The sequence below is a fragment of the Prosthecodimorpha staleyi genome (genome assembly GCF_018729455.1).
Taxonomy (GTDB): domain Bacteria; phylum Pseudomonadota; class Alphaproteobacteria; order Rhizobiales; family Ancalomicrobiaceae; genus Prosthecodimorpha; species Prosthecodimorpha staleyi.
The window spans coordinates 168,958-189,383 of the sequence record NZ_JAHHZF010000014.1 but is presented as its reverse complement, the minus strand read 5'-3'; the positions used below and the strand labels follow the sequence as shown (position 1 = coordinate 189,383).

General features: G+C 70.1%; 18 protein-coding genes. All 18 read left to right on the top strand.

All coding sequences use genetic code 11. The features are described from left to right. Positions 1-71 precede the first annotated feature (71 nt). The 18 genes from KL771_RS24750 (at position 72) to KL771_RS24665 (ending at position 20,416) form a co-directional block, all read left to right on the top strand. Positions 72-1,337 (top strand): ABC transporter substrate-binding protein, encoded by a 1,266-nt coding sequence (locus tag KL771_RS24750; RefSeq protein WP_261971176.1) that lies wholly within the window; start codon positions 72-74, stop codon positions 1,335-1,337. 126 nt (positions 1,338-1,463) lie between these two features. Continuing rightward, positions 1,464-2,561: an iron-containing alcohol dehydrogenase gene (locus KL771_RS24745; RefSeq protein ID WP_261971175.1), complete on the top strand. Its 1,098-nt coding sequence runs from the start codon at positions 1,464-1,466 to the stop codon at positions 2,559-2,561. 136 nt (positions 2,562-2,697) lie between these two features. Continuing rightward, a complete protein-coding gene (locus KL771_RS24740) occupies positions 2,698-3,534 on the top strand; it encodes an AraC family transcriptional regulator (RefSeq protein WP_261971174.1) in 837 nt (278 codons plus the stop codon). Between the two features lie 146 nt (positions 3,535-3,680). After that, complete coding sequence (locus KL771_RS24735) at positions 3,681-4,697, top strand: branched-chain amino acid ABC transporter permease (RefSeq protein WP_261971173.1); 1,017 nt, start codon at positions 3,681-3,683, stop codon at positions 4,695-4,697. 2 nt (positions 4,698-4,699) lie between these two features. Next, the gene (locus KL771_RS24730; protein WP_261971172.1) at positions 4,700-5,761 is read left to right on the top strand and encodes a branched-chain amino acid ABC transporter permease; all 1,062 of its coding nucleotides are present in this window, start codon (positions 4,700-4,702) and stop codon (positions 5,759-5,761) included. Positions 5,762-5,805: 44 nt separating this feature from the next. Beyond that, positions 5,806-6,573: an ABC transporter ATP-binding protein gene (locus KL771_RS24725; RefSeq protein ID WP_390867675.1), complete on the top strand. Its 768-nt coding sequence runs from the start codon at positions 5,806-5,808 to the stop codon at positions 6,571-6,573. Beyond that, positions 6,566-8,788, top strand: a complete 2,223-nt coding sequence (locus tag KL771_RS24720; protein WP_261971171.1) for an ABC transporter permease — start codon at positions 6,566-6,568, stop codon at positions 8,786-8,788. Before KL771_RS24725 ends, KL771_RS24720 begins: the two co-directional genes overlap by 8 nt. A gap of 2 nt (positions 8,789-8,790) precedes the next feature. Beyond that, positions 8,791-9,633, top strand: a complete 843-nt coding sequence (locus KL771_RS24715; protein ID WP_261971170.1) for a phosphoenolpyruvate hydrolase family protein — start codon at positions 8,791-8,793, stop codon at positions 9,631-9,633. 82 nt (positions 9,634-9,715) lie between these two features. Further along, positions 9,716-12,499, top strand: a complete 2,784-nt coding sequence (locus KL771_RS24710) for a flotillin family protein (protein ID WP_261971210.1) — start codon at positions 9,716-9,718, stop codon at positions 12,497-12,499. Positions 12,500-12,510: 11 nt separating this feature from the next. Continuing rightward, positions 12,511-12,948 carry an SRPBCC family protein gene (locus KL771_RS24705; RefSeq protein WP_261971169.1) on the top strand — a complete coding sequence of 146 codons (438 nt, stop codon included), beginning with the start codon at positions 12,511-12,513 and terminating at the stop codon, positions 12,946-12,948. Positions 12,949-12,951: 3 nt separating this feature from the next. Beyond that, complete coding sequence (locus KL771_RS24700) at positions 12,952-13,404, top strand: SRPBCC family protein (RefSeq protein ID WP_261971168.1); 453 nt, start codon at positions 12,952-12,954, stop codon at positions 13,402-13,404. Between the two features lies 1 nt (position 13,405). Beyond that, positions 13,406-14,227, top strand: a complete 822-nt coding sequence (locus tag KL771_RS24695) for an FAD binding domain-containing protein (RefSeq protein ID WP_261971167.1) — start codon at positions 13,406-13,408, stop codon at positions 14,225-14,227. 11 nt (positions 14,228-14,238) lie between these two features. Then, the gene (locus tag KL771_RS24690) at positions 14,239-14,724 is read left to right on the top strand and encodes a (2Fe-2S)-binding protein (protein ID WP_261971166.1); all 486 of its coding nucleotides are present in this window, start codon (positions 14,239-14,241) and stop codon (positions 14,722-14,724) included. Between the two features lie 14 nt (positions 14,725-14,738). Continuing rightward, positions 14,739-16,502: a xanthine dehydrogenase family protein molybdopterin-binding subunit gene (locus KL771_RS24685; RefSeq protein WP_261971165.1), complete on the top strand. Its 1,764-nt coding sequence runs from the start codon at positions 14,739-14,741 to the stop codon at positions 16,500-16,502. Position 16,503: 1 nt separating this feature from the next. Further along, entirely contained in the window at positions 16,504-17,538 is a 1,035-nt protein-coding gene (locus tag KL771_RS24680; protein ID WP_261971164.1) for a xanthine dehydrogenase family protein molybdopterin-binding subunit, read from the top strand. A gap of 3 nt (positions 17,539-17,541) precedes the next feature. Further along, positions 17,542-18,426: an AAA family ATPase gene (locus tag KL771_RS24675; protein WP_261971163.1), complete on the top strand. Its 885-nt coding sequence runs from the start codon at positions 17,542-17,544 to the stop codon at positions 18,424-18,426. Further along, positions 18,423-19,538 (top strand): vWA domain-containing protein, encoded by a 1,116-nt coding sequence (locus KL771_RS24670; RefSeq protein ID WP_261971162.1) that lies wholly within the window; start codon positions 18,423-18,425, stop codon positions 19,536-19,538. The genes KL771_RS24675 and KL771_RS24670 overlap by 4 nt, the downstream gene beginning before the upstream one ends. Then, complete coding sequence (locus KL771_RS24665; RefSeq protein ID WP_261971161.1) at positions 19,535-20,416, top strand: amidohydrolase family protein; 882 nt, start codon at positions 19,535-19,537, stop codon at positions 20,414-20,416. The genes KL771_RS24670 and KL771_RS24665 overlap by 4 nt, the downstream gene beginning before the upstream one ends. The last annotated feature ends 10 nt before the right edge of the window (positions 20,417-20,426 follow it).

Sequence of the window (20,426 nt, the reverse complement as noted above, 5' to 3'; positions counted from 1 at the left end):
CCGAACGACGCACGGCCCACCGTCCGGCGCGAAGATCGCACGGGGGCCGCCCGCGTTCAGGGAGGAACCAAATGCGTAACTCACTGCTCGGCGCCGTCGCGGTCGCCGCTCTCATGCTGCCGGGCGCGGCCCTCGCCCAGAGCGGCACCATCAAGATCGGTGTCCTGGTCGCGCTCGAAGGCGCTTTCGCGGCCGGCGGCCAGGACGGCGTGCGCAACGTCGAACTGGCCCTCAAACAGGTCAACAACACCGTTGCGGGCAAGAAGATCGAAATCGTCGTGGCGCCCACGGACACCAAGCCCGACACCACCGTCCGCATGGCGCGCAAGCTCGTGGAGCAGGACAAGGTTGACTTCATCATCGGCCCGCTGTCCGGCTCCGAAGGCATCGCGATGCGCGACTTCGCCAAGACGATCCCCGACAAGGTGGTGATCAACGGCATCTCGGGGGCGCTCGAGACCACCTGGGTCGAGCCGGCGCGCAACTTCTACCGCTTCAACCTCGACGGCTCGCAGTGGGGCTACGGCCTCGGCAGCTACGTGGTGAAGACCAAGGGCTGGAAGAAGGTCGCCACCATCGCGGCCGACTATTCCTTCGGCTACACCAATTTCATGGGCTTTGCGGCCGACTACTGCAAGGCCGGCGGCGACATCGTGCAGCGCTTCTGGCAGCCGCTCGGCCAGGCCGACTTCGCGGCCATCATCGCCCAGTTGCCCGAGAATGTGGACGCCATCTATCTCGGCCTCGGCGGCACCGACGCCATCAACTTCCTGAACCAGTACCAGCAGGCCGGCGAAAAGCTCCGTCTGATCGGCGGCACCATCATGGCCGACCAGACCGTGCTGACCGCCAAGGGCAAGGCCAAGGACGCGCTCAAGGGCACGCCGACCTCCGGACCCTTCGCGATCGACGATCCGAGCCCGGCCTGGACCGCCTATGTCAAGCTGTACCAGGACTCGATCCCGGCGGCGCAGCGCTTCCCGACGCCCTCGCTGTTCGGCCTCGGCTACTATGTGGCCACCCAGGCCGCCATCAAGGGCCTCGAGGGCGCCGGCGGCGACCTCTCGGGCGGGCAGGCGAAGTTCATGGCCGCGCTCGACAAGCTCCAGCTCGACAGCCCGGTCGGCAAGATCACGCTGAACGAGAACCGCCAGGCGACCGGCACGGTCTTCATCACCGAGGTCGTCGACGGGCCGGACGGCAACCTGACCAGCAAGATGGTCGGTCGCGCCGACAACGTCACCCAGACGCTCGGCATGACGGCGGAACAGTTCAAGGCGCTCGGCCTGCCGTCCCGCGATGTGGTCAATTGCGCCAAGCTGCGCACCGGCGGCTGATCCCGCCCCGAACCGCCCTTCGGCCGGCCCGCCGGGCCGGCCGCTCGTTTTCGCGGGCACTTCGACCCTGCCGCGTCCCGGCGGCGGGGCGGGGATCGTGTGTCACCTCCCGCAGGCGTGCCGCCGATGACGCTGATCGGGTATCTGGCGCGGACCCATTTCGCCGAGGCTGCGATCGAGGACGCGCTTCCGGAGGAGGCCGGCGCGCTGACGCGAGCCCTCGTCCTCATCGACGACGAGCCCGGGGCCGCCGCCGCGCTGAAGCGGGTCCGGGACGCTCTCGACGGGATGACGCTGACCGTGGTGGCGGTCTCCGCCTCCCTGCCGAGCCACGCCACCGCGGCACGGATTTGCGCCGAGCTCGCCCAACATGGCGGCACGGCGCTGATGGCGATCGGCGGGGCCGCGGCGGTCGGGCAGGCGCGGCTTGCCGCCGATCACGCCGCCCGGCAGGACCGACGGCCGCTCGTCATCGCTGTGCCGGTTTCGCTGTTCGATCTCGGCCTCGCCCGGCAGATCCGTCCCGCCGACGGGCGGCCGGTACCGTGCGGCCGGCCCGACTGCATCATCGCCGACCCGAGCGTTCTGGAGCGCACGCCGCCGCGGCGGCTCGCCGCGGCCGCCATGGCGGTGCTGGTCCATGCGGTGGAGGCCTATGCCAGCCCCGGTTTCAACCCGCCGGCGGACGGGCTTGCCCTGGAGGCCGTCCGCCGCATGACCGGCTGGCTGCCGACCGCCCTCGGGGTGAAGGCGGGCGCCCGGGCCCGGGCCGGGGCCGACGGCCGGCCGGCCGGGCCACGCGAGGCGCGCCGCGAATTGATGGCCGCCGCCCTGACGGCGGGCCTTGCCATGGAGAAGACGATCGGTGGTGTCGATGCCCTCGCGCGCCCGATGGAGGCCGAACTGGCGGGCGGCCATTGGCCCGGCGAGATGCGCGCGCCGCTGCTGGCCGCGGTTGCGGACTTCAACGCCCAGGCGGTCGGGGAGCGCTATGCCGCGCTGGCCAGAACCTTTGCCGGCTCGGAGGCGGAGGCCTCCTTCAACCGGCAGATCGCCGGCTTCGCCGCCGCCGTCGGCATGCCGACCCGGCTGCGCGATGTCGGCATCGACCCCGGGCGCCTCGACCGCTTCGCCGAGGCGGCCGCCAACGATCCGGCATCGCTCGCCAATCCCAGGCGGATGACGGCGACCGACTGCCGCCAGATTCTCGAAGCCGCATGGTGACCCGCGCCTGGTGCCGTCCCGGCGGGGCGACACGCGCGGCCACCTTGCGGGACGCTGACGAAAGCCGATTGTGGACAGCCACCCGTGCTGTAAACTCGCAGAAAATCCGCAAAAAAATGAATGCGGGAGGAAACCGATGAGCATCGCTCACGCCGTCGCACATGGTGCGTTCGGGCGGACCTGCCTGTTTGGGCTGGACCGTCAGATGGTTCCCCATGCCCATCGCGAGGGCCATCTCATCTTCCATGTCAGCGGGCCGCCTGCCCAGGTGGTCGTCGATGGCCAGCCGCTGCCGCTGTCGCCCACCATGGCGACGGCGATCAGCCCGTGGCAGCCCCACTACTTCAAGCCGATCGACCTCCGTCAGCCGACGCTGACGCTCGTGCTCTACATTCGGCCGGGCTGGTTCGTGGAGGCGAGCCGGCAGGCCTCGGGCATCCTCCGCTTCGGCCGGTCCACCGTCGAGATGAGCACCCATCTGTCCCGCCTGGTGACGGAGACGGCGCGGGTGCTGGCGCAGCATCGCGACGGCGACGGTGGGCTCGAAGACCGCCTCGGTGCGCTGACCCAGGCGGCTTTCGATCTCACCTGGCAGTGGACCAGTCCGGCCGATGTCGGCGCCGCCGAGCCCGGGCGGTCCTGCGACTTCCGCCTGCGGCGGGCCATCACCCTGCTCAGCGAGAAGCTCGGCGAGCCGATCGACCTGGCCGCGGTCTCCCGCGCCGCGGGCCTGTCGCGCCCCCACTTCTTCAAGCTGTTCCGCGAACAGATGGGCCTGCCGCCGACCCTCTTCCTCAATGCGCTCAGGATGGAGCGGGCGATCGACCGGCTCGCGCGCGGCGAGGAGACGGTCTCGGAGATCGGTTTCGATCTGGGCTTCGCCACGCCGGCGAGCTTCTCGCGCTTCTTCATCGCCAACGGCGTCGTGCCGCCGAGCGCCTATCGGCGCAACGTGGTCGGCCTCGCCCATTGACCGGCGGCCGGCCGGACCTTGGCCGGGGCGGTCGCCGCGGCGGGCGAAAGAAGAGACGTTCGGGAAAGCGGGGCGATGGGGGGCCGTTCTAGTCTCGCCTCCGAAGGGTGCGGAGAGCCGCCATCCGATACCGCCGGGCTTCCGAGATGGAAGAATTCGTCAAACGTCATCCCCTCTGGAGCCTCGTGATCGCGATCCTGGTCGCGGTCCTGCTCTGGCTGGTCCTGGCGCCCTGGCCGGCGGAGCTGGCGGCGAAATGGGGCCGCAAGCAGATCTTCCTGAATGCCCTGTTCGGCGGGATCACGCTCGGCGCGCTCTATTTTCTGGTCGCCGCCGGCTTCACGCTGATCTTCGGACTGATGCGCGTCGTCAACCTGGCGCATGGCTCGCTGTTCCTGCTCGGCGGCTATCTCGGCTACGAGGTCGCGTCGGCATCGGGCTCCTGGTTCCTGGCCTTTCCGATCGTGTTCGTGGCCGTCGGCCTCCTCGGCCTCCTCATGCAGCACTTCATCTTCACGCAGATGGAAGGCGAGGAGCTGCGCCAGACGCTGGTCAGCATCGGCATCTCGATCGTGCTCGCCGACCTGATGCTGTGGTTTTGGGGCGGGCAGTCCTATTCCATCCTGGCGCCCGAATTCCTACAGGGCCCGGTCGAGGTGCCGATCGTCACCACGATCAACGCCACGACCGGCGTGGCCAACTACCTGCGCTATCCCTCGGTCCGGCTTTGGATCCTGGCGGCCGCGATCGTGATCGGCCTCGGCATGTGGTTCACGCTCAACCGCACCGCCCTCGGCATGCTGATCCGCGCCGGCGTCGACGACCGCGAGATGCTGGCGGCCTCCGGGGTGCGCATCCGGCTCGTCTTCCTGGCGGTGTTCGGCTTCGGCGCCGGACTGGCCGGCATGGCCGGGATCGTCGGCGGCACGTTCCAGTCCCTCTCGCCCGGCGAGGACACGCGCTTCCTGCTGGCGAGCCTCGTCGTCGTCATCGTCGGCGGCATGGGGTCGATCGTCGGGGCCGCGGTCGGCGCGCTGGTGATCGGGGTGACGGAGCAGATGGGCTTTGTCTATGCGCCGACCTATTCGGTCGTCTTCACCTTCCTGGTCATGGCGGTGGTGCTCGCCTTCCGGCCGCAGGGCCTTCTCGGGGCGAGGCGCTGACCATGGCGGCGACCGATCATGCCCCCACGCGTTCCGCGCCGACCGTCGAACCGCTGTGGATCGAGCGGGTGCCGGCAGGCTGGTGGGTGCTCGCCCTGGTGCTTCTGTTCATGCCGGTGGTGGCCAACAATTTCTGGCTGTTCCAGGTGATGGGCTGGACCTTCATCCTCGGCATGATCGGGCTCAGCCTGATGTTCCTCGCCGGCTACGGCGGGATGGTCAGCCTCCTGCAGATGACCGTCGCCGGCGTCGCCGGCTACATGGTGGCGATCCTCGGTTCCTCGGGGGTGGCGACGATCTCGCTCGGCCTGTCCTGGTGGATCGTCCTGCCGGTCGCCTATCTGGTCTCGGCCCTGTTTGCGACCGTCGCGGGCGCCCTGTCGGTGCGTACCGAGGGCATCTACACGATCATGATCACGCTCGCCGTGGCGGCGGCCTTCTTCTACTTCACGCGGCAGAACTACTCGATCTTCAACGGTTATTCGGGCTTCAACCTAGTCCTGCCGCCGGCCCTGTTCGGCGTGGCGTGGCGCGATCCGGTGCCGTTCTACTATCTCACGCTCGGGGCGGCGGCGCTTTCCTACGCGGCCGTGACCTATCTGTCCCGGGCGCCGTTCGGCCTGGCCCTGCAGGGTGTTCGCGACAATCCGCGCCGGATGGCGGCACTGGGCTTCGGCGTGACGTCGCACCGGGTCGCCGCCCATGCCCTGGCGAGCGTCTTCGCCGCCACCGGCGGCATCCTGCTGGTCTGGCAGAATTCCCAGATCGCGCCCGGCACGATCGGCATTCCGGCGGCGATCGACATCCTGGTCGTGGCGGTGGTGGGCGGCCTGCGCCGGCCGCTCGGGCCCTTCATCGGCGCCTTCATCTACGTGCTGCTCAACGTCTTCTCCTCGGACTTCCTCGGCTTCTTCGGCTTCTCGGCCGAGCGCTTCAAGCTGATCATCGGTCTCGGCTTCCTGGCCGTGGTGCTGTTCTCCCCGGACGGCGTCCTGGGTCTGTGGGACCGCTGGCGCGCCCGCGCTGCGGCCCGGCAGGCGGCGCGGAACGGAGGCGCGGCATGATCGCCCCCTCCCCCGCGCCTGGCGTCGGCCTGAACAGTGCCGCCATGGCGTCGAGCCAGGTCAGCGCCGGCAACGCGCTCGAACTGCGCGGCATCACCAAGCGCTTCGGCGCGCTGTCGGCCATCTCGGACGTGACGCTCTCGGTCCGGCCGGGCGAAAGACGGGCCGTGCTCGGCTCGAACGGCGCCGGCAAGACGACGCTCTTCAACTGCATCACGGGCGATTTCCTGCCCACCGCCGGGTTCATCCGCTTCTTCGGCGAGGACGTGACCGTCTTCCCGCCGCACGAGCGGATCCGCCGGGGCCTTCGGCGCACCTATCAGATCTCGTCGCTCTTCACCGGCCTGTCGGTGCTCGACAACGTCTATCTCGCCTGCCGGGGCGTGTCGCGGAACCGCTTCTCGCTGCTGCGGCCGCACCGGGACGACGCGTTGATGCACGCCGCCTCGGCGCTGATCGATGCGGTCCATCTGACCGCCGACCGGGACCGGATCGTCGGCGAACTCGCCTATGGCCAGCAGCGCCAGCTCGAGATCGCGCTCGCCCTGTCCGGCGCGCCGCGCTTCATCCTGTTCGACGAACCGGCCGCCGGGCTGTCGCCGACCGAACGGCGCGACCTCGTCGCCATCCTGACCTCGCTGCCCTCCCATATCGGCTACATCATCATCGAGCACGACATGGACGTGGCGCTGCGCGTCGTGGAAAGCGTGACCATGATGCACAACGGCCGGATCTTCAAAGAGGGCCGGCCGGAGGAGATCGAGGACGACCCCGAGGTCCAGGAACTCTATCTGGGGGGCGGACATGGCTGAGGCGACGCCGCGCGCGGGCGGCTCCGGCCCGCCGATCCTGCAGATCCAGGGTCTCAATGTCTTCTACGGGCGCAGCCATGCCCTGCAGGGCGTCGACCTGGCGCTGCATTCCGGCGTCCTCTCCGTCGTCGGCCGCAACGGCATGGGGAAGACGACCATGTGCAAGGCGATCATGGGCCTCGTGCCGGTCGCTTCGGGGTCGATCCGCTTCCGCGGCGAGGAACTGGTCGGCCGCGCGCCCGCCGAAATCGCCCGGCTGGGCATCGGCTATGTGCCGCAGGGCCGGCGCCTGTGGCGCTCGCTGACCGTCGACGAGCATCTCCGCCTGATGGCACGCAAGAACGGCGCCTGGACGCCGGAGCGCATCTACGAGGTCTTTCCGCGCCTCGCGGAGCGGCGGCGCAACGGCGGCGGGCAATTGTCCGGCGGCGAACAGCAGATGCTGGCGATCAGCCGCGCGCTCCTGATGAACCCGCGCCTCCTGATCATGGACGAGCCGACCGAGGGCCTCGCGCCCGTCATCGTCGCCCATGTCGAGGAGACGCTGGTGCGCCTCGCCGCGGAGGGCGACGTTTCGATCCTGGTCATCGAGCAGAATATCGGGGTGGCGACCCAGATGTCCGACCCGGTGGCCATCATGGTCAACGGCCGCATCCACCAGGTGATCGCCTCTTCGGTGCTCGCCGCCGATCGCGACCTGCAGCAGCGCCTCCTCGGCGTCGGCCGCCACAGCCATGACGGCGATGCCGGGGCGCCCGCAGCCGACGCCGGTGCCGCCGCGCAGCCGGCCGCCGCGCCGGAAGGGCCGATCCGGATCTTCATCTCCAATCCGACGACGCCGACACGGTGGTCGCAGGATGTCCCGGCCGCGCGGATCGAGGCGCAGGCGCGCACGGTGACGCGGCCGACGCTCGCCACCGTCGACGGCGGCCGAGTCGGCGACCTGTCGCCGCTGGCCGGGCGGACGCCCCAGGAACCGCATGTGATCATCGCCGGCACGCTCGACACCAAGGGCGACGAGCTGCGCTACATCCGGGACATCATCAAGGCGGCCGGGATCCGCACCCGCCTGGTCGATCTCTCCACCGCCGGCCGCAACCAGGGGGCGGAGGTCTCCGCCCAGGAAGTGGCCCTCGCCTCCCCGTCCGGTTCGGCCGGCATCGCCTCGGGCGACCGCGGCACCGCGGTGGCGGCGATGACCGAGGCGTTCCGGGCCTGGATCGGGCGTCAGCAGGGCATCGTCGGGATCATCTCGGCCGGCGGCTCGGGCGGCACGGTCATCGCCACCGCCGGCATGCAGGTGCTGCCCGTCGGCGTGCCGAAGCTCATGATCTCGACCATGGCGTCCGGCAACGTCGCCGCCTATGTCGGCGCGACCGACATCACCATGATGCACTCGGTCACCGACGTGCAGGGGTTGAACCGCATCTCCCGGACCGTGCTCGGCAACGGCGCCCGCGCGATGGCCGCCATGGCGCGCGCGTTCATGGAGGACGCGGCGGCGGGGCGCCGGCCGGCCGGGGAGCGTCCGCTCGCGGGCCTGACCATGTTCGGCGTGACCACGCCCTGCGTCCAAGAGGTGGCGCGGCTGATCGGCAAGGAGTGGGAGCCGCTCGTCTTCCACGCCACCGGGGTCGGCGGCCGCGCGATGGAGAAGCTGGTCGAATCCGGGCTTGTCCAGGGCGTCATCGACGTGACGACGACGGAGGTCTGCGACCTTCTGATGGGCGGCATCCTGCCGGCGACCGAGAACCGCTTCGGGGCGGTGATCCGCACGAAGCTGCCCTATGTGGGCTCGGTCGGCGCGCTCGACATGGTCAATTTCGCCGCCCCCGACACGGTTCCGGCCGCCTATCGCCAGCGCCGGTTCTATCCGCATAACCCGCAGGTCACGCTCATGCGCACGACCGTGGAGGAGAACCGGCGGATGGGCGCGTGGATCGGCGAACGGCTCAACCGCATGGAAGGCCCGGTCCGGTTCCTGATCCCGGAAGGCGGGGTCTCCGCCCTCGATGCGCCTGGGCAGCCCTTCTGGGATCCGGCCGCCGACGCCGCGCTCATCGACGCGCTGACCGCGACGGTGCGCGTGACCGCCACGCGCCAGATCGTCCGTCTTCCCCATCACATCAACGATCCCGCCTTCGCGGCGGCTCTCGTCCAGCACTTCCGGGCGCTGCACCAGGGTCGCCACCGGGGCGCCTCCGGCAGGACATGACCATGGCTCCGTTCACCCGCAGCGAACTCATCGATCGCTACCGCGCCATGATCGACCGTGGCGAGCCGATCGTCGGCGGCGGCGCCGGCACCGGCCTCTCGGCCAAATGCGAGGAGGCCGGCGGCATCGACCTGATCGTCATCTACAATTCCGGCCGCTACCGCATGGCCGGGCGCGGATCGCTGTCGGGCCTGATGCCCTATGGCGACGCCAACGCCATCGTGATGGAGATGGCCGCCGAGGTCCTGCCCGTGGTCAAGCGGACGCCCGTCATCGCCGGCGTCTGCGGCACGGACCCGTTCCGGTCGATGGACGTCTTCCTCGACGAGGTGCAGCGCGTCGGCTTCTCGGGCGTGCAGAATTTCCCCACCGTCGGCCTGATCGACGGCGTCTTCCGGCAGAATCTCGAAGAGACCGGCATGAGCTACGCGCTCGAGGTCGAGATGATCGGCCTCGCCGGCCGCAAGGGCCTGCTGACCACCCCCTATGTCTTCGGCGAGGAGGACGCCCGGCGGATGGCGGCGGCCGGGGCCGACATTCTCGTCTGCCATATGGGCCTGACCACCGGGGGCTCGATCGGGGCCGAGACCGCCCTGAAGCTCGCCGACTGTCCGGCCCTGGTCGACCGCTGGGCCGAGGCGGCGCTGGCGATCAAGCCGGATGCCATCGTGCTCGTGCATGGCGGGCCGGTCGCCGAGCCGGCCGATGCCGATTTCATCATGAAGAATACCCGCCACTGCCACGGCTTCTACGGCGCCTCCTCGATGGAGCGCCTGCCGGTGGAGGTGGCGATCCGGGACCAGACGCGCGCTTTCAAGGCCATCGGCCGGCAGCGCGCCGCGTGAACAATCGACGGAACGAGGGAGCCCGCCGCCCCGCCGCGTGCCGCAAGGCGACGCCGGATCGGCCGAGGAGAGGATCATGGAGATGACGGGGCAATTGATCGGGAACCTCCTGCTCTGGCTCATCGTGGCGGTGATCGTCATTGCGATCGTCGTCTATCTGGTGAACTGGCTGTACCGGCGCTCCTCGAAGGAGGTGTCCTTCGTCCGCACCGGCTTCTTCGGCGAGAAGGTGGTGATCAACGGCGGCGCCTTCGTGCTGCCCTTCGTGCATGACGTGACGCTGGTCAGCATGAACGTCCTGTGCATGGCGGTGACGCGGGCGCGGGAGGATGCGCTCATCACCCGCGACCGCATGCGCGTCGACATCGATGCCGAGTTCTACGTGCGCGTCCGGCCCGACGCCGCCAATGTCTCGGTGGCCGCCGCGACGCTCGGCCGGCGCACGCTGCAGCCGGACCAGCTGAATGCGCTCTTGTCCGGCAAGTTCATCTCCGCGCTGCGCTCCGTCGCCTCGGAAATGACCATGGAGGAGATGCACGAGCAGCGCGGGCTCTACGTTCAGCGGGTCAAGGACGCCGCCGTTGACATGCTGGAGCAGAACGGCCTCGTCCTGGAGAGCGTCGCGATCACCGACCTCGACCAGACCGATCTGCAGTTCTTCAACCCCTCCAACCGCTTCGATGCGGAAGGCTTGACCCGCGTCATCGAGGAGATCGAGGCGAAGCGGAAGCTGCGCAACGACATCGAGCAGGATGCCATGATCCGCATCCGCACCCGCAACCTGGAGGCCGAGCGGCAGGCGCTCGACATCGAGCGGGAGAGCGAGACCGCGCGGCTGGATCAGCAGCGCGAGATCGAAATCCGCCGCGCCATGCAGCGCGCCGAGGTCGCCCGCGAACGGGCCCAGCGCGACACCGAGGCCGAGCAGGCGCAGATCCGGTCGCGCGAGGAGATCGAGAAGTCCAAGATCGCCAACGAGCAGGTGATCAGCGAGGCGCGGATCGCCTCCGACCGCGAGGTGCGCCAGCGCGAGATCGAGCGCACCAAGGCCGTCGAAGCGGCCCAGATCCTGGCCCGCGAGGAGGTCGAGAAGGCCCGCATCCGCAACGAGCAGACCATTCAGGCGACCCGCATCGCCTCCGAGATGGAGACGCGCCAGAAGGAGATCGATCGCACCCGCTCGCTGGAGGCCGCCGAGATCGCCGCCCGCGAGGCGACCGAGAAGGCCCGCATCGCCCAGGAGGCGCTGGTCAGCGCCGAGCGGATCGCCCGCGAGCAGGAGATCCGCCATCTGGAGATCACCCGCAACCGCAGCCTCGACGAGGCCGAGATCGCGGCGCGCGAGGCGGTCGAGAAGGCGCGCATCGCCCAGGAGCAGATCATCACCGCCGAGCGCATCAGCTTCGAGGAAGGCCGGCGCAAGCTGGAGATCGACCGCAACGCCGCCGTCGAGCGGGCCGAGATCGCCGCGCGCGAGGCGACCGAGGCAGCCCGCATCGCCCAGGAGAAGGCCGTCGCGGAAGAGCGCATCGCCTCCGACCTGGCCACGCGCCGGCTGGAGATCAAGCGCACCGAGGAGCTGGAGGGCGCCGAGATCGAGCGCCACGACGCGGTCGAACGGCAGCGGATCGCCGCCGAACTGAAGATCGAGGCGGCGCGCATCGCTCAGGAGAAGGCAGTCTCGGAGGAGCGCATCGCCTCCGACCTGGCCACGCGCCGACTGGAGATCAAGCGCACCGAGGAGCTGGAGGGTGCCGAGATCGAGCGCCGCGACGCGGTCGAACGCCAGCGGATCGCCGCCGAACTGAAGATCGAGGAGGAGCGCATCGCCTCCACCCGCATCCGGGAAGTGCTGCAGATCGAGCAGAAGCGGCAGGTCGAGATCGCCGAGGAGGAGCGCGCCATCGTGGTGTCGGCCAAGAAGGCCGAGCGCACGGGCGCCGACAAGATGCTGCGGCAGGCCGAGATCGTCGCCCGGCAGGAGATCGACCGCTCCGACATCGCCCGCGAACAGGCGCTCGAAGCCGCGCTCCTGGAACGCAAGCGCGCCATCGAGCAGCTCGAAGTCTCCCGCGTCCAGGCGTTGCAGGAGGCGCAGATCGTCGCCAACGAGGAGGTCGAGCGCGCTCGCATCGCCTCCGACCGCGGCCTCGACCAGGCCCGCGTCGGCCGCCAGCGCGACCTGCGCAAGCTGGAGATCGAGCGCGAGCGCGACGTCGAGAGCACCGCCATGGACAAGGCGATCGCGCTCTACACCAAGTCGCTCGAGGAGAGCGCGGCCGCCGCCCAGGCCGAGATTGCCAAGGCCAAGGCGGTGGAAGCGGCCGAACTGGTCAAGACCACGCAGGAACAGGAGACCGCCCGGCGTCGCAAGACCGTGGACGTCATCCAGGCGGAAGCGGCCGCGGAAGAGGTTCGCATCGGCGCGGAGGCCGAGAAGGTCCGGCGCGCGGTCGAGGCGGAAGCGCAGCGCCTGCTCTACGAGGCCGAGAACGTGCTCTCCGACGGCGCCCGCTACGGGCTGTTCCGCCGGCGGCTGCTCGACCGGATCGAGGGCATCGTGCGCGAGAGCGTCAAGCCGATGGAGAAGATCGACGGCATCAAGATCCTGCATGTCGACGGGCTTGGCGGCGGCGGCGGTGGCGGCTCGTCCAGCCGCACGCCGACCGACGAGGTGATCGACAGCGCGCTGCGCTACCGGGTCCAGGCGCCGCTCATCGACGAGGTGCTGAAGGAGATCGGCATCGAGGGCGGCAGCCTCTCCAAGATGGGCGGCCTCATTCGCGAGGCCTCCGACCTGCAACGCATCGCCAAGGATACGCAGCCGCCCAAGCCGAAGGACGGCGGGGCCGGCGAGAAGAAGTGACGGGGTGAACCATGGCGCGCGTCTATACCTCCAGTGTCATCAATGCCCCGGCGGCCCGGGTCTGGGCCCGCGTGCGCGACTTCAACGGGCTGCCGAACTGGCATCCGGCGATCGCGGAAAGCCGGATCGAGAATGGCGAACCGGCCGATAAGGTCGGCTGCATCCGCGCCTTCTCGCTCCGCAACGGCGACCGGCTGCGCGAGCAGCTGCTCGGGCTGTCCGACTACGACATGCTATGCACCTATTCGATCCTCGACAGCCCGATGCCGCTCACCAACTACGTGGCGACGCTGCGGCTGACGCCGGTCACCGACCAGGACCGCACCTTCATCGAGTGGTCGGCCGATTTCGACTGCGCGCCCGAGCGGGAGGCCGAACTGGTCGCCGGCATCGGCGGGGGCGTGTTCCAGGGCGGCTTTGACGCGCTGAAGCGCGCCTTCGGAGGCTGATCCGTGCCGAGAGTCGTCCGCAGCACGATCGTGGATGTGCCCGTCGACCGGCTCTGGGCGGTCCTGCGCGATTTCAACGGTCACGATAGCTACCATCCGATCGTGGCGGAGAGCGCCATCGAGCGGCACCACCCGTCCGACAAGGTCGGCTGCGTGCGCCGCTTCACGCTGGTCGACGGCAGCGAACTGCGCGAACAGCTGCTGGCGCTTTCCGATCTGGAGATGACCTACAGCTACTGCCTGCTCGACACGCCGATTCCGCTCTTCAACTACGTCGCCCATATCCGGCTGCTGCCGGTGACCGACGGCAACCGCAGCTTCTGGCACTGGGAGGGTCGCTTCACGACGCCCCCGGGCCGCGAGGACGAACTCGCCCGCATGGTCGGCGACAATGTCTATGCCGCCGGCATGGAGGCCGTACGACGGCTGCCCGAAATCGCGACCGGAGGAATTTGAGATGCCGCTCGACCTGCGCAGCGCCGCCACCATGGCCGAAGCCGCCGGCATCCTCGCCGCCGACCGGGGCGCGCGCCTCATCTCCGGCGGCACCCTCGTCATGCGCGACGTGAACGAGGGGCGCCTCACCGACGGGACGCTGGTGCGCGTTCTCGATCCCGCCTATCGCCAGATCCAAGCCTCCGGCAGCCGCATCGAGCTCGGGGCGGGCGTGACGCTCGCCGCCGTCCTGGCCGAGCGCGAGCTCGCCGTCCTGCATCCGGCCGCGCGTTCGGTCGGCGGCCCGGCGATCCGCAACATGGCGACCGTCGGCGGCAACCTGTTCGCCGAGACCCCCTATGGGGACTTCACCGTGGCGCTCCTGGCGCTCGACGCGCAGGTGATGGTGCTCGCCGGCTACGGCGCGGCGCGCGCAGTCCCGATGGAGGAATTCCTGGCCGCCCGGGCGCGCGGCGAGCAGCGCCTCGTGGTCGCCGTGCACTTCACCCGGCCGCAAAGTCCGGCGGATTTCCGCTTCAAGAAGGTCAGCCGCGTCAAACCGAAGGGCGTTTCGATCCTCTCGATCGCCGTGCATCTGCCCGGCTCGACGGGCCGCATCGGCCAGGCGCGCGTCGCCTATGGGGCGATGGCGGCGACGCCGATCCGGGCGCGCGGCGTGGAACGCGCGCTCGACGGCCGGGCGCTCGATGCCGCCGCGATCGCGGCGGCGCGCAATGCGGCGCTCGAAGGCGTGTCGCCGGCGACCGATGCGGTGGCGAGCGACTGGTACCGGCGCGAGGTGCTGCCCGTGCATCTGGCACGGCTCCTCGCGGGACCGGTTTGAGGGAGGCGAGGATGCGCAAGATACCCGTCCAGTTCCGCCTCAACGGCTCCGACCGGGCCGCCTTTGCGGACCCGGCCGACAATCTCCTGACCGTGCTCCGGCGCGGTCTCAACGAGTTCGGCCCGAAATACGGGTGCGGCCAAGGCACCTGCGGCACCTGTTCGGTCATCATCAACGGCGAGCTGCGGCTCTCCTGCCTGACCCTGGCCGCCACCTGCGACGGTGCCAGCATCGAGACCGTGTCGGGCATGGCCGACGGGCCGACGCTGCATCCCCTGCAGGTCGCCTTCATGGAGCATTTCGCGGCGCAGTGCGGCTTCTGCACGCCCGGCATGCTGACCGCCGCCAAGGCGCTCCTGGCCCGCAACCCGAACCCCACGCGTGCAGAGGTGGTCGAGGCGATCGCCGGCAACATCTGCCGCTGCACCGGCTACGAGCCGATCATCGAAGCCATCCTGGCGGCCGCCCGCTCCGGGCCGGCGCGGGCCCGCAGCTGAGGAGGCGATCCGCCATGGAATTCCGCAAGGATCTCTTCCGGGACGAACGCAACGACGACCTCAACGTGGTCGGCAAGAGCGTGCAGCGGCAGGACATGCTCGGCCATGTCACCGGCCGTTCGCCCTTCTTCGACGATCATGCCTTCGAGGGGCTCCTGCATCTAAAGGTCGTGCGCAGCCCGCATGCCCATGCGCGCATCCGGCGCATCGATGTCGCGGAGGCCGAGCGGGCGCCGGGCGTCAAGCGGGTGATCCGCGGCGCGGACGTCCCGGTCAACAAGAACACGCTCCTGTCGCTGATCAACTTCGGCAAGGACGACGAGCCCACGCTGGCGGTCGACAAGGTCGCCTACAAGGGCGAGCCGGTGGTGGCGATCGTGGCCGAGACCGAGGCCCAGGCGCTCGCCGCCCGGGCGCTGGTGCGCGTCGACTACGATCCCTTGCCGGCCGTCTTCGATGTCGAGGCGGCGCTCGAGCCCAGCGCCCCGGTGGTCAACCCGACCTATCCGGGCAACTATTTCGAATATCACGACAAATACGACCACCAGAAGCTCCGCTTCGGCGATGTCGAGCGCGCCTTCGCGGCGGCCGAGCTGATCGTCGAGGACCGCTACCAGATGTCGCCGATCGAGCATGCGCCGACGGAGACCAACGGCTCGATCGCGGCCCCGGAGCAGAACGATCGCTACGTCGTGCATTCCTGCGCGCAGGGCCTGTTTTTCTCGCTCGGCACGGCGGCCAAGATCGTCAATCTCGATTCCAACCGGCTGCATTTCATCGGCGGCACGGTCGGCGGCGGCTTCGGCGGCAAGGTCGACAGCCTGACCGAGCCGCTCTCGATCCTCGGCGCCATGCTGACCGGACGGCCGGTGCGCTACGTGCTCGACCGCGAGGAGGAGATGCTCTACGGCAGCCCGCGCGGCGCGGAGCGGATCTACGTCAAGGATGGGATCATGCGCGACGGGCGCATCGTCGCCCGGCACATCCGCAGCTATTTCGATGCCGGCGCCTATACGCGGCTGTCGAGCTACGCGGCGATCAAGTGCACCGCCCATGTCCCGGGCCCCTACTCGATCCCGAATGTCGCCTCGGACATCTATGTCGCCTACACCAACCGCTGCCCGTCCACGGCCATGCGCGGCTTCGGCATCACGGCGGTCGACTTCGCCCTGGAGGTCCACATGGACAAGGGTGCGGAGGCCTGCGGGATGGACCCGATGGAGTTCCGCATCCTCAACGCCTACCGGGACGGCGACATGAAGCCCCACCGGCGCGTCGCCAAGAACACGGCCCTGATCGAATGCGTGCAGGTCGCCGCCGAGAAAGCGCGCTGGCCGCTCTCCGATCATGCGCGCCGCCAGTCCTCGACGACCGGCGGCGGCGGGGCGCGGGCCGACATTCCGGCGACCCCAATCGACGAGAATGGCAGGATCGGCCGGCCGGAATCGCGCAAGGGCCAGGCGGTGCGCACGCTGCCGGCCGGAACCACGCGCATCCCGCTCTCCAAGCAGCCGATCATGGAAGGCTCGACCGAAGGCCGCGCCAAGCCGCCCGCGGTGCCGCAATACGAATCCTACCGTCCCGCCGCACCGGACCGGCCCGCCGCGCCGCCGCCACCGGCGGCCGCGCCGGCCTACCAGCCCCCGGCCTACCAGCCGGCGGCCGCCGCTCAGCCGCCTGCACCGGCCTCCCCGGCCGCGCCGCCCCCGCCCGCCGCACCGGCCCCACAGCACGGCGCGCACCGCTTCTCGTCGATCTTCGGCACCAGGAGGCGCTGACATGGCCCAGTATCGGGGACGCGGCATGGCGTCCGTCAACTACCCGATCGGCATGAATCTCGGCGGCGACCCGAGCCAGGCACTGATCCATTCCAATCCCGACGGCAAGTTCACCGTGGCGCTGTCGGCGATCGATCTCGGTCAGGGCATGAAGCAGGTCACCCGGCAGGTGGCCGCCGAGACGCTCGGCGTGCCGGTCGAGGATGTCTATGTCGACACCGCCGACAGCGACACCGGTCCGCACGACATGGGCAGCTTCGCCTCGCGCGGCACGCACCGGATGGGCAATGCGGTGATCGCCGCCGCCCGCGAGGCGCGCGGGGTGCTGCTGGAGGCGGCCGCCGAGGAACTCGAGGTCAATGCCGCCGACCTGGTCACCGACGGCCGCGGCAACATTCACGTCCGCGGCGCGCCGTCACGCTCGATCACCGTCAAGGCGACCGCCCAGGCGGCCCAGTTCAAGCAGGGCAAGACCATCGCCGGGCGCGGCATCTTCCTGATCCCGCTGTCGTCGGTCGATCCCGACACCGGCGAGATGAACCCGAACACGGCCTTCGCGCATGCCTGCCTGGTCGCCGATGTCGAGGTCGACGACGAGACCGGCGAGGTCACCGTGCTCGGCATGAATTCGGCCTACGAACTCGGGCGGGTGATCAATCCGAAGATGGTCGAGCAGCAGCTCGTCGGCGGGGCCTGGATGGGCATCAGCCACGCCCTCTACGAAACGCCCGAGCCCTACTATCCCAACACGGACCACGGGCCGCGCGATTTCGTCGAGTATCTCATGCCCGGCCCGGGCGACATCGCCCCCTACGACATCTCGATCCTGGAGCGGCCGGCGCCGGACGGGCCCTTCGGCGGCAAGGGACCGGGCGAGATGTGCGCCAATCCGGTGCTGCCGGCGATCGCCAACGCGGTCTACAACGCCGTTGGGGTGCGGGTGAATGACCTGCCGATCACGCCCGAGAAGATCCTGCGCGGCATCCGCGCCAATGGCGGCCCGCGTCCCCAGACCCGCCGCGGGGGAGCCCTCTAGGCCATGGCCATCGCGGCGCCGATCCCCGGTCTCACCAGTCCCGAAGCGCTCGCCGAGGCGTTGCGGGCGGCCTATTACCTGGCCGACGACGGGGTCGCCACGGCCGCCTATCTGGCCCTGATGCTGGGCAAGCCGCTGCTGCTGGAAGGCGCCCCGGGCGTCGGCAAGACCGAGGCCGCCAAGGCGCTCTCCGGCATCCTCGGTCGCCAGCTGATCCGGCTGCAGTGTTTCGAGGGCATCGACGCCAGCGCGGCACTCTACGAGTGGAACTATCCGCGCCAGATGCTGGCGATCCGGCAGGCGCGCGAGGGCGAGAGCGCGGACATCTACCGCGACGACTTCCTGATCGAGCGGCCGATGCTGGCCGTCCTGCGCCGGCCGCGGGCCACCGTGCTGCTGATCGACGAAATCGACCGCTCGGACCACGAGTTCGAGGCCTTCCTCCTGGAATTCCTCTCCGACTTCTCGATTTCCATCCCCGAGCGCGGCACGCTCCGGGCGGCAGAGCGGCCGGTGGTGGTGCTGACCTCCAACCGCACGCGCGACCTGCACGAGGCGCTGCGGCGGCGCTGCATCTACCACTATATCGCCTATCCGGATCCGGCCCGCGAGGCCGCGATCATCATGCTGCGCTCCTCCGCCGTCGCCGAGGCGACCGCGCGGGCGGTGGTGCATGCGGTCGGCATCCTGCGGCAGGAACCGCTGACCAAGCCGCCGGGCGTCGCCGAGGCGGTCGACTGGGCCGAGGCCGCCACCGCGCTCAGCCGCACCGGCGCGCCCTGGCCGGACGCGTTCCGCCGGTCGATCGGGGCGGCACTGAAGGACGAGGAGGATCTTGCCCACATGCGGCCGCGGCTCGATGCCCTGATCGGAGCGATCGCGTCATGACCGCCCGGCTGCCGGCCGCGAGCCGCCCTCTCGTCGCCTTTCCGACCCTCCTCAGGCAGAACGGCTTCGCCGTGGCGCCGGAGCAGACGATCGCCTTCCTGGAGGCCGTCCGCCTGCTCGGGCCGCGCTCGATCGAGCATATGCGCCAGGCCGCGCACGCCACGCTCGCCCCGCATCCGCACCAATTCGCCCGCTTCGACGCGCTGTTCGATCTGCATTTCCTGGGCGGCTACGGCGAGCCCGACGAGGCCGACGACTGGCAGCCGGACGAGGAGACGCAGATTCAGGAGGACGGCGGCGAGCGGGAGATCCTGATCGGCGAGACGGTCAACGAGACCGGGCGGGAGGCCATCGAGGCGGAAGCGCTGGCGGTCCGGCAGCTGCGTCCGGGCGACGATGGCGCGGTCCTCGCCCGGCTGGCGCGCGACCTGCCCACCGCCCTGCCCCGCCGGCGCGGCTATCGCTTCCGGATGGCGCGGCGCGGCCGGGGGATCGACCTTGCCCGGAGCCTGAAGGCCGCCATCCGCACCGACGGCGAGGTGATGACACTCAAGCGGCGGCGGCGGGCGACGCGGGCGCGGCCAGTCCTGATGCTGATCGACGTGTCCGGATCCATGAAGAGCCGCAGCGACGCCAATCTGGCGCTCGCCCACACGCTCGTGCAGTCCGCGCCGCGCGCCGAGGTCTTCACCTTCGGCACCCGGCTGACCCGGGTCACCCGCGTCCTGAAGCTGAAGAACCGCGCGCAGGCGCTGGCGCTCGCCTCCGGGCTCGTCGCCGACTGGGACGGCGGCACGCGCATCGGCGATGCCTTGCAGGCCTTCCTGGCGGTCCCCCGCTTTGCCGGCTACGCCCGCGGCGCCGTGGTGGTGGTGCTCTCCGACGGGCTCGAACGCGGCGACCCGACCGCGATGATCGCCGCCATGCGCCGGCTTGCGGCGCGCGCCTTCCGGATCGACTGGCTCTCGCCGCTCGCCGCGGACCCGGACTACCGGCCGGAGACGGACGCGATGGCGGCGATCCGACCGCTCCTCGCCACGCTCGGCAACGGCGCCTCCACGGCGGCGGTGGCCCGTCATCTCGTCACGCTCGCAGGAGGCAGGGCCGCATGATCGACGCTCATTTCCACATCTGGCGGCAAGCCGACCTGCCCTGGCTCGTCGGCCCGATGCAGCCGCGCATCTTCGGTCCCTACGAGCCGATCCGGCGCGACTACGGAATCGAGGAATATCTGGCCGACTGCCGCCCCGCGGGCGTTACCGGCGCGGTCTACGTCCAGGCCAACTGGGCGCCGGCGCGCGCGCTCGACGAGGTGCGGTTCGTGGCAGATGCCGGCCGCAGCTCGGGCTTTCCGATCGCGATCGTCGCCTATGCGGACATGCTCGCCGAGGATGTGCGGCCGCAGCTCGACGCGCTCGCCGCCGAGCCGACCGTATGCGGCGTCCGCATGCAACTGCACTGGCACGACAATCCGCTCTATCGTTTCGCCTCCGCACCGGATCTCGCGCTCAATCCGACGCTGCAGCGCAATGTCGCGCGCCTCGCCGACTATGGCTGGAGCTTCGATCTGCAGGTCTTCGCCGGCCAGATGGCCGGTGCGGCGGCGCTCGCCGAGGCCTGCCCTGGCGTGACCTTCGTGCTGCAGCATGCCGGCATGCTGGAGGATCTGTCGCCGGCCGGCATCGAGGCCTGGCGCCACGGCATGGACATGCTGGCGCGGCGCCCGAATGTGGTCTCCAAGCTCTCCGGCCTCGGCACCTTCCTGCGCCGCAACGATGCCGCCCATATCGGCTTCGTGGCGCGCGAGACCCTGGGCCTGTTCGGCCCGCAACGCTGCCTGTTCGGCTCGAACTTCCCGATCGAAAAGCTCTGGACGACCTATGCCGACCTGGCGGCCGCCCACCGGGCCGCGATCGACCATCTCACCCCGGCCGACCGGGCCCTGGTCCTCGAAGGGACCGCCCGCGCCGTCTACCATCTGAACGACTGAGGAGGATCCC